The following is a 15,271-nucleotide window of genomic DNA, read 5'->3' on the forward strand; positions in this document are numbered from 1 at the left end:
CCGTTCACACCGTCACCGGCCGCGCGGTCGGCGGGATCGGCTTGGGCAACGTGGAGGATCCGCTGAGGTAGGCGTCCACCGAGCTGGCCGCCGAGCGGCCCTCGGCGATCGCCCAGACGATCAGCGACTGCCCGCGTCCGGCGTCGCCGGCCACGAACACGCCCGGCACGTTGGTGGCGTACTCGCCGTCGCGGGCGATGTTCCCGCGCTCGTCGAGCGCCAGCCCGAGCTGGTCGATCAGGCCGTTGCCGCGCTCGGGGCCGACGAAGCCCATGGCCAGCAGCACCAGGTCGGCCGGGATCTCGCGCTCGGTGCCCGGGACCGGGACCGGGCGTCCGCCCTCGAACCGCACCTCGGTCAGCCGCAGGGCCTGGACCCGGCCGTTCTCGTCGCCGACGAACTCGGTGGTGGAGACCGCGTAGAGGCGCTCGCCGTTCTCCTCGTGCGCCGAGGCCACCCGGAAGATCATCGGGTAGGTGGGCCAGGGCTGGCCGGCCGGCCGGTCCTCGGTGGGCCGCGGCATGATCTCCAGCTGCGTCACCGAGGCCGCGCCCTGCCGGGTCGCGGTGCCCAGGCAGTCCGCGCCGGTGTCGCCGCCGCCGATCACCACCACGTGCTTGCCGAACGCGTCGATCGGCGCGGTCAGGTAGTCGCCCTCGCAGGTCTTGTTCGCGTACGGCAGGTAGTCCATCGCCTGGTGCACGCCGGCCAGGTCGCGGCCGGGCACCTCCAGGTCGCGGGCCTTGGTCGCGCCGACCGCCAGCACGATCGCGTCGTACCGGGCCAGCAGCGCGTCGCCGGTCAGGTCCACGCCGATGTGCATGCCGGGGCGGAACTTCGTGCCCTCGGCCCGCATCTGCTCCACCCGGCGGTTCAGGTGGCGCTTCTCCATCTTGAACTCGGGGATGCCGTAGCGCAGCAGGCCGCCGATCCGGTCGGCGCGCTCGTACACCGCCACCGTGTGCCCGGCCCGGGTGAGCTGCTGCGCGGCGGCCAGCCCGGCCGGGCCGGAGCCGATCACCGCGACCGTGCGGCCGGACAGGCGCTCCGGCGGCAGCGGGGTGACGGTGCCGTCCTCCCAGGCCCGGTCGATGATCGAGACCTCGACGTTCTTGATGGTCACCGCGGGCTGGTTGATGCCCAGCACGCAGGCGGTCTCGCAGGGCGCCGGGCACAGCCGCCCGGTGAACTCCGGGAAGTTGTTGGTGGCGTGCAGCCGGTCGGCGGCCGCCTCCCAGTCGCCCTTCCACACCAGGTCGTTCCACTCCGGGATGATGTTCCCCAGCGGGCAGCCGTTGTGGCAGAAGGGGATCCCGCAGTCCATGCACCGGCCGGCCTGCTTGCTGATGATCGGCAGCAGGGCGCCCGGGGGGTACACCTCCTTCCAGTCCTGGACGCGCTCGGCGACCGGACGGCGCTCGGGGTGCTGCTGCGGGGTCGTCAGGAAACCACGGGGGTCAGCCACGGGTGGCCTCCATGATCTTGTCGAGGGTCTGCGCTTCGGACAGGCCCGCGGCCTGGGCCGCGGCGCGGGCGGTGAGCACCCGCTTGTAATCGACCGGCATGATCTTGGCGAACCGGCCGACGTGCGCGGCCCAGTCGGCCAGCAGCGTCTCGGCGACGGTGGAGCCGGTCTCCTCCAGGTGCTCCTGCACCAGGGCGTGCAACAACGCGCGATCCTCGGCGTCCAGCGCCTCGACGTTGACCATCTCCGGGTTGACCCGGGCCACCTTCAGGTCCAGCACGTACGCGGTGCCGCCGCTCATGCCGGCCGCCAGGTTGCGGCCGTGGTCGCCGAGGATGACGACGGTGCCGCCGGTCATGTACTCCAGCGCGTGGTCGCCCACGCCCTCCACGACCGCGGTGGCGCCGGAGTTGCGGACGCAGAACCGCTCGCCGACGGTGCCGCGCAGGTGCACGCGGCCGCTGGTGGCGCCATAGGCGATGACGTTGCCGGCGATGACGTTGGTCGCGGCGGCGTCGTTGATGCTCGCGGCGTCCCGGTGCGGGCGGACCACGATCCGGCCGCCGGACAGGCCCTTGCCGACGTAGTCGTTGGCGTCGCCCTCCAGCCGCAGGGTGATGCCCGGGGCCAGGAAGGCCCCGAAGGAGTTGCCCGCCGAGCCCACGAAGGTGAGGTCGATGGTGCCCTCCGGCAGGCCCTCGCCGCGGTGGGCCTTGACCACCTCGTGCGAGAGCATCGTGCCCACGGTGCGGTTGACGTTGCGGATCTCGAACTGGGCCCGCACCGGCTCGCCGGTGGCGATGGCCGGCTGCGCGACCTCGATCAGGCGGTGGTCCAGGGCCTTGTCCAGGCCGTGGTCCTGCTCCCGGGTGCGGTGCAGCGCGGTGCCCTCGGGCAGCGCCGGCACGTGCAGCAGCGGGCTCAGGTCCAGGCCGGAGGCCTTCCAGTGGGCCACCGCCGCGGCGGTGTCGAGCAGTTCGGCGTGGCCGATGGCCTCCTGGATCGAGCGGAAGCCCAGGGCCGCCAGGTGCTCGCGCACCTCCTCGGCCAGGTACTCGAAGAAGGTGACGACGAACTCCGGCTTGCCGGTGAACCGGGCGCGCAGCTCGGGGTTCTGGGTGGCGACGCCGACCGGACAGGTGTCCAGGTGGCAGACCCGCATCATGACGCAGCCGGAGACCACCAGCGGAGCGGTGGCGAAGCCGTACTCCTCGGCGCCGAGCAGCGCCGCGATCAGCACGTCCCGGCCGGTCTTGAGCTGGCCGTCGGTCTGCACCACGATCCGGTCGCGCAGGCCGTTGAGCAGCAGCGTCTGCTGGGTCTCGGCCAGGCCGAGCTCCCAGGGCGCGCCGGCGTGCTTGAGCGAGGTCAGCGGGCTGGCGCCGGTACCGCCGTCGTGGCCGGAGATCAGCACCACGTCGGCGTGCGCCTTGGAGACGCCGGCCGCGACCGTGCCCACCCCGACCTCGGCCACCAGCTTGACGTGCACGCGCGCGTCCCGGTTGGCGTTCTTGAGGTCGTGGATCAGCTGGGCCAGGTCCTCGATGGAGTAGATGTCGTGGTGCGGCGGCGGGGAGATCAGGCCCACGCCGGGGGTGGAGTGCCGGGTCTTGGCCACCCAGGGGTAGACCTTGTGGCCGGGCAGCTGGCCGCCCTCGCCGGGCTTGGCGCCCTGGGCCATCTTGATCTGGATGTCCTGGGCCTGGGCCAGGTACTCGGCGGTGACGCCGAACCGGCCGGAGGCGACCTGCTTGATCGCGCTGCGGCGCTCGGGGTCGCGCAGCCGCTCGACGTCCTCGCCGCCCTCGCCGGTGTTGGACTTGGCGCCCAGCCGGTTCATGGCGATGGCCAGGGTCTGGTGCGCCTCGGCGGAGATCGAGCCGTAGGACATGGCGCCGGTGGAGAACCGCTTGACGATCTCCGAGACCGGCTCCACCTCCTCGATCGGGACCGGGGGGCGCTCACCGTGCTTGACCCGGAACAGGCCGCGCAGCGTCATCAGCCGCTCGGACTGCTCGTCGATCCGCGAGGTGTACTGCTTGAAGATGTCGTAGCGCTTCTCGCGGGTGGAGTGCTGCAGGCGGAACACCGTGTCCGGGTCGAACAGGTGCGGCTCGCCCTCGCGGCGCCACTGGTACTCCCCGCCGATCTCCAGCCGGCGGTGCGCCAGCCGGGAGGTGCCGGCCTGCTTGGGGTAGGCGCGGGCGTGCCGGCGGGCGGTCTCCTCGGCCAGGGTCTCCAGGCCGACGCCGCCGAGCTTGCTGGTGGTGCCGGTGAAGTACTCGTCGACGACGTCCTGGGCCAGGCCGATGGCCTCGAAGATCTGGGCGCCGCGGTAGGAGGCGACGGTGGAGATGCCCATCTTGGACATCACCTTCAGCACGCCCTTGCCCAGGGCCTTGATCAGGTTCCGGATCGCCTGCTCGGGCTCGACCAGGCCGAGCCGGCCGCTGGCCGCCATCTCCTCCACCGACTCCATGGCCAGGTAGGGGTTGACGACCGCGGCGCCGAAGCCGATCAGCAGCGCGACGTGGTGCACCTCGCGCACGTCGCCGGCCTCGACCACCAGGCCGACGTGGGTCCGGGTCTTCTCCCGGATCAGGTGGTGGTGCACCGCGGCGGTGAGCAGCAGCGAGGGGATCGGGGCGTGCTCGGCGTCGGAGTGCCGGTCGGAGAGCACGATGATCCGGGCGCCGCCGGCGATGGCCTTGGAGACCTCCTCGCGGATCTCCTCCAGCCGGGCGCGCAGCGCGGCGCCGCCGGAGGCGACCCGGTACAGGCCCGAGACGGTGACCGCGCGCAGGCCCGGCAGGTCGCCGTCGGCGTTGATGTGGATGAGCTTGGCGAGCTCGTCGTTGTCGATGACCGGGAAGGGCACCTCGACCTGCCGGCAGCTGGCCGCGGTGGGCTGCAGCAGGTTGCCCTCCGGGCCGATGGTGCTGGACAGGCTGGTGACCAGCTCCTCCCGGATGGCGTCCAGCGGCGGGTTGGTGACCTGCGCGAACAGCTGGGTGAAGTAGTCGAAGACCAGCCGCGGCTGGTCGGAGAGCACCGCGACCGGGGAGTCCGAGCCCATCGAGCCGATCGGCTCGGCGGCGGCCCGGGCCATCGGGGCCAGCAGCACCCGCAGCTCCTCCTCGGTGTAGCCGAAGGTCTGCTGGCGGCGGGTGACCGAGGCCCGGGTGTGCACGATGTGCTCGCGCTCGGGCAGCTTGTCGAGCTTGATCAGGCCGGCGTGCAGCCACTCGGCGTAGGGCTCGGCGGCGGCCAGCCCGGCCTTGATCTCCTCGTCCTCGACGATCCGGCCGGCGGCGGTGTCCACCAGGAACATCCGGCCCGGCTGCAGCCGGCCCTTGCGGACCACGGCGGCCGGGTCGATGTCCAGGACGCCGAACTCCGAGGCCAGGACCACCAGGCCGTCGTCGGTGACCCAGTAGCGGGAGGGGCGCAGGCCGTTGCGGTCCAGCACCGCGCCGATCAGGGTGCCGTCGGAGAACACCATGTCGGCCGGGCCGTCCCAGGGCTCCATGAAGGTGGAGTGGAACTGGTAGAAGGCCCGCCGGGCGGCGTCCATCTCGCCGTGGTTCTCCCACGCCTCGGGGATCATCATCAGCACGGCGTGCGGCAGGCTGCGGCCGGACAGGTGCAGCAGCTCCAGCACCTCGTCGAAGGACGCCGAGTCCGAGGCGCCGGGGGTGCAGATCGGGAACAGCCGGTCCAGGTCGCCCTTGATCAGGTCGGAGTCCAGCTGGGACTCCCGGGCCCGCATCCAGTTGCGGTTGCCGACGACGGTGTTGATCTCGCCGTTGTGCGCCACGAACCGGTAGGGGTGGGCCAGCGGCCAGGCCGGGAAGGTGTTGGTGCTGAACCGGGAGTGCACCAGGCCGATGGCGCTGGTCAGCCGCTCGTCCTGCAGGTCGACGAAGAAGGTCTCCAGCTGGGCGGTGGTGAGCATGCCCTTGTAGACCAGGGTGCGGGAGGACAGCGAGGGGAAGTAGACCGTGGCGTCCCGCTCGGCGCGCTTGCGCAGCGCGAAGGCCAGCCGGTCCAGCTCGATGCCGGACTCGCCGTGCACGCCGGTGACGAACAACTGCCGGAACCGGGGCATGACGGAGAGCGCGCCGTTGCCGAGCCCCTCGGGGTTGGTCGGCAGGTCGCGCCAGCCGAGGATCGCCAGGTCCTCCTCGACGGCGATGGCCTCGACGCGGGCCTCGGCGGCTCGCGCCTCGTCGTCGTTGACGGGCAGGAACGCCAGACCCACGGCGTAGTGCCCGGCCGGAGGCAGGTCGAAACCCGATCCGCTCTCGGCCACCGCGGCGCGCAGGAACGCGTCCGGGACCTGCACCAGGATGCCCGCGCCGTCGCCGGTCGAGGGCTCGGCGCCGGAGGCGCCGCGGTGCTCCATGTTCACCAGGGCCTGCAGGGCCTGGGCGACGATCGCATGGGAGGGCACGCCGGTCAACGTCGCGACGAACGCGACACCGCAGGAATCCTTCTCCGCGCGCGGATCGTAGAGCCCCTGGGCCTGCGGCAACGCCGAAAACAGAGGTGTGGCGGGGGCTGCGGCGGCGGGGCGACCGAGCGGTATGGCGGGCAATGCCATGGGCTGTCCTTCCGTCGTGTCTATGGCACGGCGGGACGTCGTTGGCCCTTGCGCGATCTCGATCAGGTGTAAACAGAGGTTACAACATGGTGGGGCGGGTGGGGAGTGGACTATCTCACACTCCGGGACGGGCCATCCCGGAATGCGTTCCAGATCGTGAGATGCGCGCGGGGGTTCCGTCGTGAGGGGTGGGGAATTCGGGGCTGCGCGGGTGGTTGAACCCGATTTGATGCCATAGGCCGATCGGGGGTCGGTGGGGAGTCGGTGGGGCGCGGACGGATTGCGTCGGGGAGATTTCGCGATGCCACCAGGATCCCCCGCGATGACCTGCGCGGCATCCCGGGACCGACATCCGGCGGAGTGTGTTCCTCAGCCGGCGGCTTCCAGCTCGGCGATCGCCGCGTCGAGCCATTCCCGCTCGGCCTTGCTGGTCGCGCGTGCGATTTGCGTCATACCGCGCTGGAACAGGGTCGGGGCATTCTCCACCCGGACCGGCTTCCCGTCCTGGTCGAAGAAGAAGGCGACGTTGGGCGCGGTGAGGAAGTCCAGCCGGCGGCGCAGGACCGCGGCCTGGGCCTCGGGGTCCTCCAGTCGGTGGAGGAAGGCCAGCAGGGTGAAGTAGCGGTTGCGGTCGGTGATCTCGGTCTGGGTGGGCTCGCGCAGCCGGCGGTCGAGCTCCTCGCGGCCGGCCGCGGTGAGGGTGAGCACCTGCCGGGGGGCGGCGCCGGAGCCGGGCTCGGGACGGCGCTCGACGAAGCCCTTGGCCTCCAGCCGCGCGATGGCCGGGTACAGCGCGCCGTCGCTGACCGGTTTGACGTGCCCGGTCAGGCCGGTGATCCGGTCTTTGAGCTGGTAGCCGTGGAGGGGTTCGTCGGCGAGGAAGCCGAGGATCGCCAGGGGCAGCACGGGGTCCCTTCCGTCGGTGGGGCGGGCGCGAGTTGCCCGGGCGCCCCGGCCCATGCTACCTCTTATCGAGCTACCTCGATTCGAGGTACAGCGCATCGAGGTACAGCGCATCGGGGTACAGCGAATCGAGGGGATGGGGATGGGATGGAAACGGGGAGGGGCATGGGAACCGGGACGGGCGTCGAGGCTGCCCGCCGGCACCGGAGCGCGATCGCGGCGCTGGCCTGGCCGGTCTACGTGGAACTGCTCGCCGGGGTGATCGCCGGAATCATCGACGTCGCGTGGGTCGCGCATCTGGGTCCGGCCGCCACCGCGGCGGTCGCGCTGGCGACGAACCTGGAGAACCTGGTCCTCGGACTGATCCTGGTGGCCTCCGCGGGCACCACGGTGCTGATCGCGTCCCGCCCCACCGAGGCCGGACGCCGGGCGGCGATCCGCGGCGGGGCGGCGCTGGCGACGGCGATCACCCTGGCGATCGTCGGCGTCGGGCTGGCGCTGCGCGGCCCGATCGTGGGGGCGTTCTTCGACGCCGGGGAGGGCGAAGCACGCCACGCGGCGCTGAGCTTCCTGGCCATCTCGGTACCGGGCCTGGCGGTGTCCTTCGCCCAGCTGATGGTCGACTCCGTCTTCAAGGGCCTCGGCGACACCAAGACCCCGATGCGCCTGGCGATCGGCACCAACGCCCTGATCCTGGCCCTCGACCCGACGCTGATCTACGGGCTCGGACTCGGCGTCCGCGGCGCGGCGATCGCGACGGTGAGCAGCCGGGTCGTGGTGCTCGCGGTGGCGTGGGCGCTGGTGCGGCGACGGAGTCTGACCAGCGGCGATGTCGCGCTCGCGACTGAACGCACGTCCGAGCTCGAACTCGCCGGGGCGGCTGTCCGGACACACCCCGGGGCCGGCGGCTCAGCCACTCCCCCGCAGGCCCGCCAAGACCCCACCCCGGGCCAAGACCCCACCCCGGGCCAGGACCCCGCCCCGGACGCTCAACCCACCCACCGCTCCCGCGCCGGCGCCGTCCTCCCCCAAGCTCTCGACGTCGCCCGCGCCGGCACGCCGCTCGGCGCCGACTTCATCACGCGCATGGCCGGGGCCACCGCCGTGGCGGCCGTCGTCGCCACCTTCGGGGTCACCGCCGTCGCCGCGTACGGCATCGGCACCAAGGCGATGTACTTCGCCTCCATGGCCTTCTACGCGGTCCGGCAGGCCGCCACCATGCACACCGCGCGCTCGGAGCCCGGGCAGGCCGCCGCCATCGGTCGGGCGACCGTCGGCGTGGGGGTCGGCATCGGTGCCGTCTCAGCCCTCGGCTATGCCGGGGCGGCGCCGTGGATCATGGCCGCGTTCACCGGTCAGCCCGAGGTCGTCGCGGCCGGGGTCGGTTTCCTGCGCTGGCTGGCGCTGTACCTGGTCCCGATCTCCGCGGTGATCAGCTTGTCCGGGGTGCTCGCCGCCGGGCGCGGTGCGCGCGGCGGCAACCGCCTGCTGCTGGTCACCGTCGCCGGCACCGCGGCCCTGGTCGGGCTGGCGCACGTGCTGTCGGGCCCGTTCGGCCTGGCCGGCGTCTGGGCCGCCATGGTCGGCGGCGCGGCGCTCCAGTGCGCCGCGCTGCTCGTCCTGCTCCGGCGGCTCAGCGCAGGTACACGGCCATGAAGTCCTTCGTGGAGTTGACGAAGAACTTGTTCGGGCCCTGCAGGAAGTCCTCGTAGAGCTTGGAGTTGTCCGGGTTGCCGTCGCGGGCCGGGAAGTACTGGAAGTCGGCCCAGCGCAGGTTGATGTCCAGCTGCATCGCGCGGACCGCGCCGGCGTCCTTGAGCAGACGGGCCAGCGAGGGCGCGGTGAGCTTGTTGCCGCCGACCCAGACGATGTCGCCGGCCGCGGTGACGCCGACGCCGGAGCGCCAGACCGCCGCCGAGCCGTGGTCGGCGCGGCCCCAGGTGGCGGAGTCGTTGATGTAGGGCACGACCTGGCCGTTGTCGACCATCAGGCGCAGGTTCTGGCGGACCGAGACGATGTCCGGGTTCTTCTGCGTCGAGAAGTCGCGGCCCCACATGCCGATCGCCATGTGGCCGTCCTTGAAGATCACCTCGCTGGCCGCGCCATCGACCAGCGGCGCGGCGGTCACGCCGTGGTCGAAGTAGCCGCCGTGCGACTCGCTGATCTTGAAGCCGCCGTTGAACAGCGCGATCAGGCCGGGCCGGGCGTCGGTGTTGATCTGGTTCGGGACGGCGGTGATGGTCTTGTTCAGATCGCCCTCGTGGCCCGGGTGCAGCACGTACCGGCTGTGCTTCTGGTCGATCCAGGCGACGTCCGCGGCCACGTCGGTGTACTCCGCGTCCGGCCGGATCCGCGCCACCTGCACCACCGGCTGGCCGTCGGCGGTGGCCACGGCCACGGCGAACACGCCTTCACCGGACTCCAGCGCCAGGCCCGCCGGGGCGGGCAGGCGCGGCTGCATGGCGATCGTGTCGGGCGCGGGGGCCGAGGCGGAGCCGGACTTGCCGGGCGTCGCGCCGGCCTTGCCCGGCTTGGTCGGGACCGCGGCCGCCGCGCCCGGGGCCGTGGTCGGGCCCAGGTCGCTGAACTGGCGGGCGTCGACCGCGCCGCCCTTGGTCGGCGGGTCCAGGTCGTACTGCCACTGCTCCAGCGTCGAGACCACGCCGCCCAGGCCGTGGTCGCGGCCCCACTCGGCGAGCCGGGCCTGCACCGTGTCGGTGCCCGGCGAGGTCAGCGCGCCGGCGACGGACCAGCCGATGGTGCCGCAGACCACGAGCACGCCGCCCCACAGCGAGCGCACCACGATCTTGCGGCGGCGGCGCTGCGGCGGGGTCAGCCGCGCCTTGTGCTTCCACGGCAGGACGCGCTTGCCCCGGCCGTAGAGGAAGGTGTGGTGTTCGCGGCGGGCCGGGAACCGCGGCTCGGCGGCGTCGGTGCGCGGGTTGCCGGCGGCGTCGGCGGTGGCGGTGGCGGCAGCGGTGGCCGTGGTGGCCGTGGTGGCGACGGAGGCGGTGGTGGCGCCGTCGTCGGCGGCCTCCGCCACGGCGCGGGCGGTCTCCTCGGCGACGTCCTGGGCGACCTCCTGAACAGGGTCCTGAACAAGGTCCTGAACAGCGTCCCGAACCCGGTCCCGCGGCACCGCGTCGACCGGCACCGCGTCGACCGGCACTGCGTCGACCGGCACCGCGTCCACGGCCCGGGCGTCCACATGGGTCGCGCCCAGCGCGTCCCCCTCACGGGGCTCGTCGACCGTGGCCACCACCCGCGTCTCGGCCAGCGGATCGACCGCGTCGTCCGCCCCGGTCCCGGCGGCCACGCCGTCCACCGGCTCGCCCTCGCGCAAGCCTTCCAGCTCCTCGCTTTTCGCGGACAACTGCCGCACCTCTCTCGCCTGGTCGACGCGCACCGAGCCCCGTCAACGGCACCGAAAACGCCCGTACGTTCTACGTCTCTAGCGACGCACGCCGGTCATGACTGGTTGCCTGTGAATCTGATCTCATCAGTTGTCCCACGAGAGGACGACCGGCGAACGCCGGTTAGCCCACAGGAGTGGACCGGCGCGCTAGCTGAGATGTCCGCCGATCAGGACGCCGAGTCCGAAGGTCACCGCGGCCGCGACGGCGCCGAAGGCCAGCTGTCGCAGACCCGAGAACCACCACGACCGGGAGGACACGCGCGAGACTATCGCGCCGCACGCGAACAGTCCGCCGAACGCCAGCAGCATCGCCGCCCACAGCTGGTTCAGCCCCAGCAGGTACGGCAGCAGCGGCAGGACCGCGCCGACGGCGAAGGAGCCGAAGCTGGAGACCGCGGCTATCACCGGGCTCGGCAGGTCGGTCGGGTCGACCCCGAGCTCCTCCTGCACGTGCACGATCAGCGCCTGGTCCGGGTCGCGGTGGATCTGCCGCGCGGCCTCCAGGGCCAGCTCCGGGTCCAGGCCCCGCTCGGTCAGGAACTCGGCGAGCTCCTTCATCTCGGCCAGCGGGCGGCGCGCCAGCTCCAGCCGCTCCATCTCGATCTCGGCCTGCGCGACCTCGGTCTGGCTGGCCACCGAGATGTACTCCCCGGCCGCCATCGAGCAGGCGCCGGCCACCAGGCCGGCCAGGCCGGTCAGGACGATGGTCCGGTGCCCGGCGTCGCCGCCGGCCATCCCGGCCAGCAGCGAGAAGTTGGAGACCAGGCCGTCGGTGACGCCGAAGACGGCCGGCCGCAGCCAGCCGCCGTTGACGTCGCGGTGGTGGTCCTTCGGGATCGCCGGGCCGTGATACGCCGCCGGGTCGTGATCGGCGCCGACGCCGCCGGGCCCGGCCGGGCCGTGATCCACCCCCGACCCGTCGCGCACCCCGGGGATGTGGGCATCGACGGCGGTCGCGGACGTGTCGGGGTGGTTCATCGGCTCGCTTCTGGCAGAGGGTCAGGAGTTGGCGGACCCCTCCGCCTTCACCGTGTTCTCACTGTCCTGGGCCGGGACCTCGGCGACTTCGGTGTCGGCGACGGCCTCGTCCGCCTCGGCAGCGGGTTCGGAGTCCGCCTCCAGTTTTTCAGGTTCGGACGCCTCTTCGCCAACCGTCTCATCCGTCGCCGTGTCGCGGTCGGCCGTCTCGTCGTCGGCCGTCTCGTCATCGGCCGTGTCGTCGTCGGCTGCGACCGCCCCCGCCGCCGCGGACTCCTCCGATTCCTCGGACTCCCCGGACCCCTCGGGTTCCTCAGTGCTCTCCGAACCCTCGGCGCCGTCGGCACGCTCGGCGGCCGGAGGCACTCCCCCGGCGCGCAGGTACGGCGAGGCCTCCCGGCCGGGGTAATTCCTTATCGACCACAGGAAGTACACCACCGCGCCGACGAACACGACGATCGCGGTCCAGTCGTTGAGCCGCATCCCCAGGAAGTGGTGCGCCTCGTCGGTCCGCAGCGACTCGATCCAGAACCGGCCGACCGTGTACGACGCGACGTAGAGCGCGAACACCCGGCCGTAGCCGAGCTTGAAGCGCCGATCGGCCCAGATGCACAGCGCGGCCACGCCCACGCACCAGATCGACTCGTAGAGGAACGTCGGGTGGAACGGCCCGCCCGCCACCAGCTCGGCCTTGCCGTCCGGTCCGATGATCGCCCGCTGCGTCGAGGTCTCCATAACGTGGACCTGCAGGCCCCACGGCAGGTCGGTGTGCCCGCCGTAGAGCTCGTTGTTGAACCAGTTGCCCCAGCGGCCCAGGGCCTGCGCCAGCACGATCCCCGGCGCGACCGCGTCGGCGAAGGTGCGCAGCGAGGCCCCGCGCCGGCGGCAGCCGATGTAGGCGCCCACGGCCCCGAGCGCGATCGCGCCCCAGATCCCCAGGCCCCCCTCCCAGACGTAGAACGCCTTGACCCAGTCCCCGTCCTTGCCGAAGTACGGCGCCGAGGTGGTGATGACGTGGTAGAGCCGACCGCCCACCAGGCCGAACGGCACCGCCCAGATGGCGATGTCGACGACCTCCTGCGGCTTGCCGCCGCGGGCGCGCCAGCGCTTGTCGCCGAGCCAGACGGCGACGAGGATCCCGGCCAGGATGCACATGGCGTACATCCGGATCGGGATCGGGCCCAGGTTGTACCGGGCCTTGGTCGGACTCGGGATCTCCGCCAGGTAGGTGGTGGCGGCCGTGACGGCCTGGTGGGCGGCTGCGAAGCTCATCGGGGCGGGGAGTCCTCGGGTTCAGGCGGCGGGGGTCAGGACTTCGAGGAGCTCGGGGCGCTGGACCCGGTCGAGCCCGAGGACGACGGGGCCGGCGTGCCCGAGGACGACGCCGAGCCCGACGGCGCCGGCGTGCCGCTCGCGCTGCCGGACGGCGTGCCCGAGGCCGAGCCGGAGGCCGAGGCCGACGGGGCGGCGGAGGTCGGGGCGGCGGGCAGCGTGGTCTTGGTGCCGGCCTTGCCGCCGGCCTTGGTGAAGGCCGCGTCCAGCTGCTGCTTGAAGTAGGTCAGCACATCGGCCGCGCTGGTCTGGGTGAAGGAGAGCTGCTGCCCGTCGATGAAGACCGTCGGGGTGCCCTGCAGGCCGATCTTGTTGAAGTTGTCGGCGTTGGCCTGCACCCAGCCGTCGTGGTTGCCCTTGTTCACGCAGTCGGTGAACGCGGCGCTGGCCTTCAGGGCCGGGATCTGGTCGGCGATCGTCAGGATCTTGGCGTTGTCGCCGTACAGGTCCTGCTCCTCGTTCGGCTGGTTGGCGTACAGCAGGTCGTGCAGCGGCATGAACTGCCCCTGGTCCTGCGCGCAGGCCGCGGCGTTGGCGCCGTTGAGCGAGCCCTTGCCGTTGTCGTGGGTGTCGATCACCCGCGCCGGGTGGTAGATCACCTTGATCTTGCCGTCCTCGATGTACTGCCGGTAGGTCGGCTCGACCGTGGTCTCGACCTGCTGGCAGACCGGGCAGCGGAAGTCCTCGAAGACGTTCATCGTCACCGGCGCGTCGGCGGAGCCGACCTGGATCCCCAGATCCTTGGTGGACTTGGCCTGGGAGTCGACGACGGCGGCGGTCGGCGCCAGGTAGGGGTGATTGTCGCGCTTCGAGGCCTGGACGGCGATGCCGATCCCCCCGGCCACGGCGATGACGGCGATCACCGTGCTGCCGATCGTGATCTGCTTGCGCCGCCGCTCAGCGCGCTGCCGCTTGATCTTCTCGGCGGCCACCCGCTCGCGAGCGTTCTGCTTCCCTACCCGGTTCGCCTGGCTCATCGTCGTTTCAAGTCCTGTCCGGATGCCGTCTGGAGTGGGCACGCCGCCGATCCATCCCCGGGGCGCGCGCACCGCATCCTATGCGGTGCCGACCTGGAAACGCACCGGAGTCGGCCCGGGTTGCGACAAATCCTTCAGGAACTTTTAGCCGCCGCCGCGGCCGCCGGGCGGATCAGCCCTGCTTGGCAACCGCCGCGTCCAGCGCGGCCCGGTAATCGGCCTGCTGCTGTTCGGCCGGAACGGTCGCGGTGTCCTTGAGGACCACCTGAGTACCGTCGATGTAAATGTCCGGTGTGCCCACGCTGCCGCCGAGCTTCTTGCTCAGCCAGTCGTAGTTGGCCTTGATCCACGGCGCGTACTTGCCGTCCCGGCCGCAGGCGTCGAAGGTGGCGCCGCGCAGATCCGGCACCTGCCCGGCCAGGTTGAGGACGGTGTCGATGTTGCCGTAGGCGTCGTCCTTCTCGTCCGGCTGGTTCTTGTACATCAGGTCGTGGAAGGCGATGAACTGGGCCTGTCCGGCGTCCGCGGCGCAGGCCAGGGTGGCGCCGCCGACCAGCGAGCCCTGGCCGCCGGCGAACCGGTCGATCAGGTCCACGAGGTGGTACTGGATCTTCGCCTTGCCGGCGTCGGCGTACTCCTTGTTGATGGCGCCGAACAGCCCCTCGGCGATCTTGCAGTAGGGGCAGCGCACGTCCTCGTTGACCTCGACGGTGACCTTCGCCTCGGGCTTGCCGTAGACGATGCCGCCCGGGTCCTCCTTCGTCGCCGGATTGGCGCTGACCCCGGTCGGTGCCGAGAACGACTGCGTGCCGCCGTAGGCGTCGCGGGCGGCCTTGTCGTTCTTGGACTTGTTGTGCTGCACCAGGACGCCGATCAGCACGGCGAGCACGACCACCACGGCGACCGCGCCGCCGATGCCCAGCTGCTTCTTGCGGCGCGCGGCCGCGGCCTGCTGGCGGCGCACCTCGGCGGCGCGTTCCCGTCCGGTCTGGCGCTTCTGGCCGCTCCCGCCGTCGCTCGTCATGAGCCCATCGTGCGGTGATCCGGCGAGTCGGACAATTCAGACGGTCAGATCGGGTCACCCAGCAGCGCGCGCTCCAGCGAGAACTTCGACGCCGGCTTCCAGATCAGCCAGGCCGCCGGGACCATATAGAGGAGGTCGCGCAGCACGTCCAGGGTGTACCGGGTGTGTCCCTTGGGGACCAGGCCGCCGGAGCCGCCGCAGCCGCAGCTGATGGCGATGCCGCGGGCGCCGAGCGAGATGATGCCGACGATGTAGACCAGCAGCAGCAGCGCGGACAAGACCGCCACCAGGCGGGTGCCCAGGCCCAGGATCAGCAGCAGGCCCAGGGCCAGCTCGAAGTAGGGCTGCGCGTAGCCGAACGGGGCGACCAGCGACTCCGGCAGGATCCGGAACTCGCGCACGCTCTGCGCGTTGGAGTCCGGGGACCCCAGCTTGCCGACGCTGTACTTGAACCACATGACCGCCAGCAGGATCCGCATGACCAGGCTGATCCACTGCTGGTAGGTGTCCACGAAACCGCGCAGGCCGCCGGAACGGGTCGGCGCGTCCTTGGCGGGCGCCTGGGATGCCATGG

Annotated in this window: 10 protein-coding genes; 1 reads left to right on the top strand and 9 read right to left on the bottom strand. The window is 71.9% G+C overall.

Features of this window, described 5'->3' with window-relative positions:
- Positions 1–4 precede the first annotated feature (4 nt).
- From ABD481_RS23170 to ABD481_RS23180, 3 genes are all read right to left on the bottom strand, one after another.
- Positions 5–1,465 (bottom strand): glutamate synthase subunit beta, encoded by a 1,461-nt coding sequence (locus tag ABD481_RS23170; RefSeq protein WP_344667833.1) that lies wholly within the window; start codon positions 1,463–1,465, stop codon positions 5–7.
- Complete coding sequence (gene gltB / locus ABD481_RS23175) at positions 1,458–6,068, bottom strand: glutamate synthase large subunit (protein WP_344667834.1); 4,611 nt, start codon at positions 6,066–6,068, stop codon at positions 1,458–1,460. Before gltB ends, ABD481_RS23170 begins: the two co-directional genes overlap by 8 nt.
- A gap of 369 nt (positions 6,069–6,437) precedes the next feature.
- Positions 6,438–6,974, bottom strand: coding sequence for a PadR family transcriptional regulator (locus tag ABD481_RS23180; protein ID WP_344667835.1), 537 nt, complete (start codon positions 6,972–6,974; stop codon positions 6,438–6,440).
- Positions 6,975–7,136: 162 nt separating this feature from the next.
- Between ABD481_RS23180 and ABD481_RS23185 the strand changes: the two genes are divergently transcribed.
- On the top strand, positions 7,137–8,627 hold the full coding sequence (locus ABD481_RS23185) for an MATE family efflux transporter (RefSeq protein WP_344667836.1): 1,491 nt from the start codon (positions 7,137–7,139) through the stop codon (positions 8,625–8,627).
- Here the strand turns inward: ABD481_RS23185 and ABD481_RS23190 are convergent.
- The 6 genes from ABD481_RS23190 to ABD481_RS23215 form a co-directional block, all read right to left on the bottom strand.
- Positions 8,605–10,344, bottom strand: a complete 1,740-nt coding sequence (locus ABD481_RS23190) for a phosphodiester glycosidase family protein (protein ID WP_344667837.1) — start codon at positions 10,342–10,344, stop codon at positions 8,605–8,607. The two genes, ABD481_RS23185 and ABD481_RS23190, sit on opposite strands and share 23 nt — an antisense overlap.
- Before the next feature lie 189 nt (positions 10,345–10,533).
- Positions 10,534–11,364: a VIT1/CCC1 transporter family protein gene (locus ABD481_RS23195; RefSeq protein ID WP_344667838.1), complete on the bottom strand. Its 831-nt coding sequence runs from the start codon at positions 11,362–11,364 to the stop codon at positions 10,534–10,536.
- Positions 11,365–11,385: 21 nt separating this feature from the next.
- Positions 11,386–12,636 carry a prolipoprotein diacylglyceryl transferase gene (gene lgt, locus ABD481_RS23200; protein ID WP_344667839.1) on the bottom strand — a complete coding sequence of 417 codons (1,251 nt, stop codon included), beginning with the start codon at positions 12,634–12,636 and terminating at the stop codon, positions 11,386–11,388.
- A 35-nt stretch (positions 12,637–12,671) separates the two neighbouring features.
- On the bottom strand, positions 12,672–13,673 hold the full coding sequence (locus ABD481_RS23205; protein ID WP_344667840.1) for a DsbA family protein: 1,002 nt from the start codon (positions 13,671–13,673) through the stop codon (positions 12,672–12,674).
- Between the two features lie 172 nt (positions 13,674–13,845).
- Positions 13,846–14,697 (bottom strand): DsbA family protein, encoded by an 852-nt coding sequence (locus tag ABD481_RS23210; protein ID WP_344667841.1) that lies wholly within the window; start codon positions 14,695–14,697, stop codon positions 13,846–13,848.
- A gap of 44 nt (positions 14,698–14,741) precedes the next feature.
- The gene (locus tag ABD481_RS23215; protein ID WP_344667842.1) at positions 14,742–15,269 is read right to left on the bottom strand and encodes a MauE/DoxX family redox-associated membrane protein; all 528 of its coding nucleotides are present in this window, start codon (positions 15,267–15,269) and stop codon (positions 14,742–14,744) included.
- Positions 15,270–15,271: the final 2 nt, after the last annotated feature.

Origin of the sequence: Catenulispora yoronensis (genome assembly GCF_039531695.1) — a bacterium.
GTDB classification, from domain to species: Bacteria; Actinomycetota; Actinomycetes; order Streptomycetales; family Catenulisporaceae; genus Catenulispora; species Catenulispora yoronensis.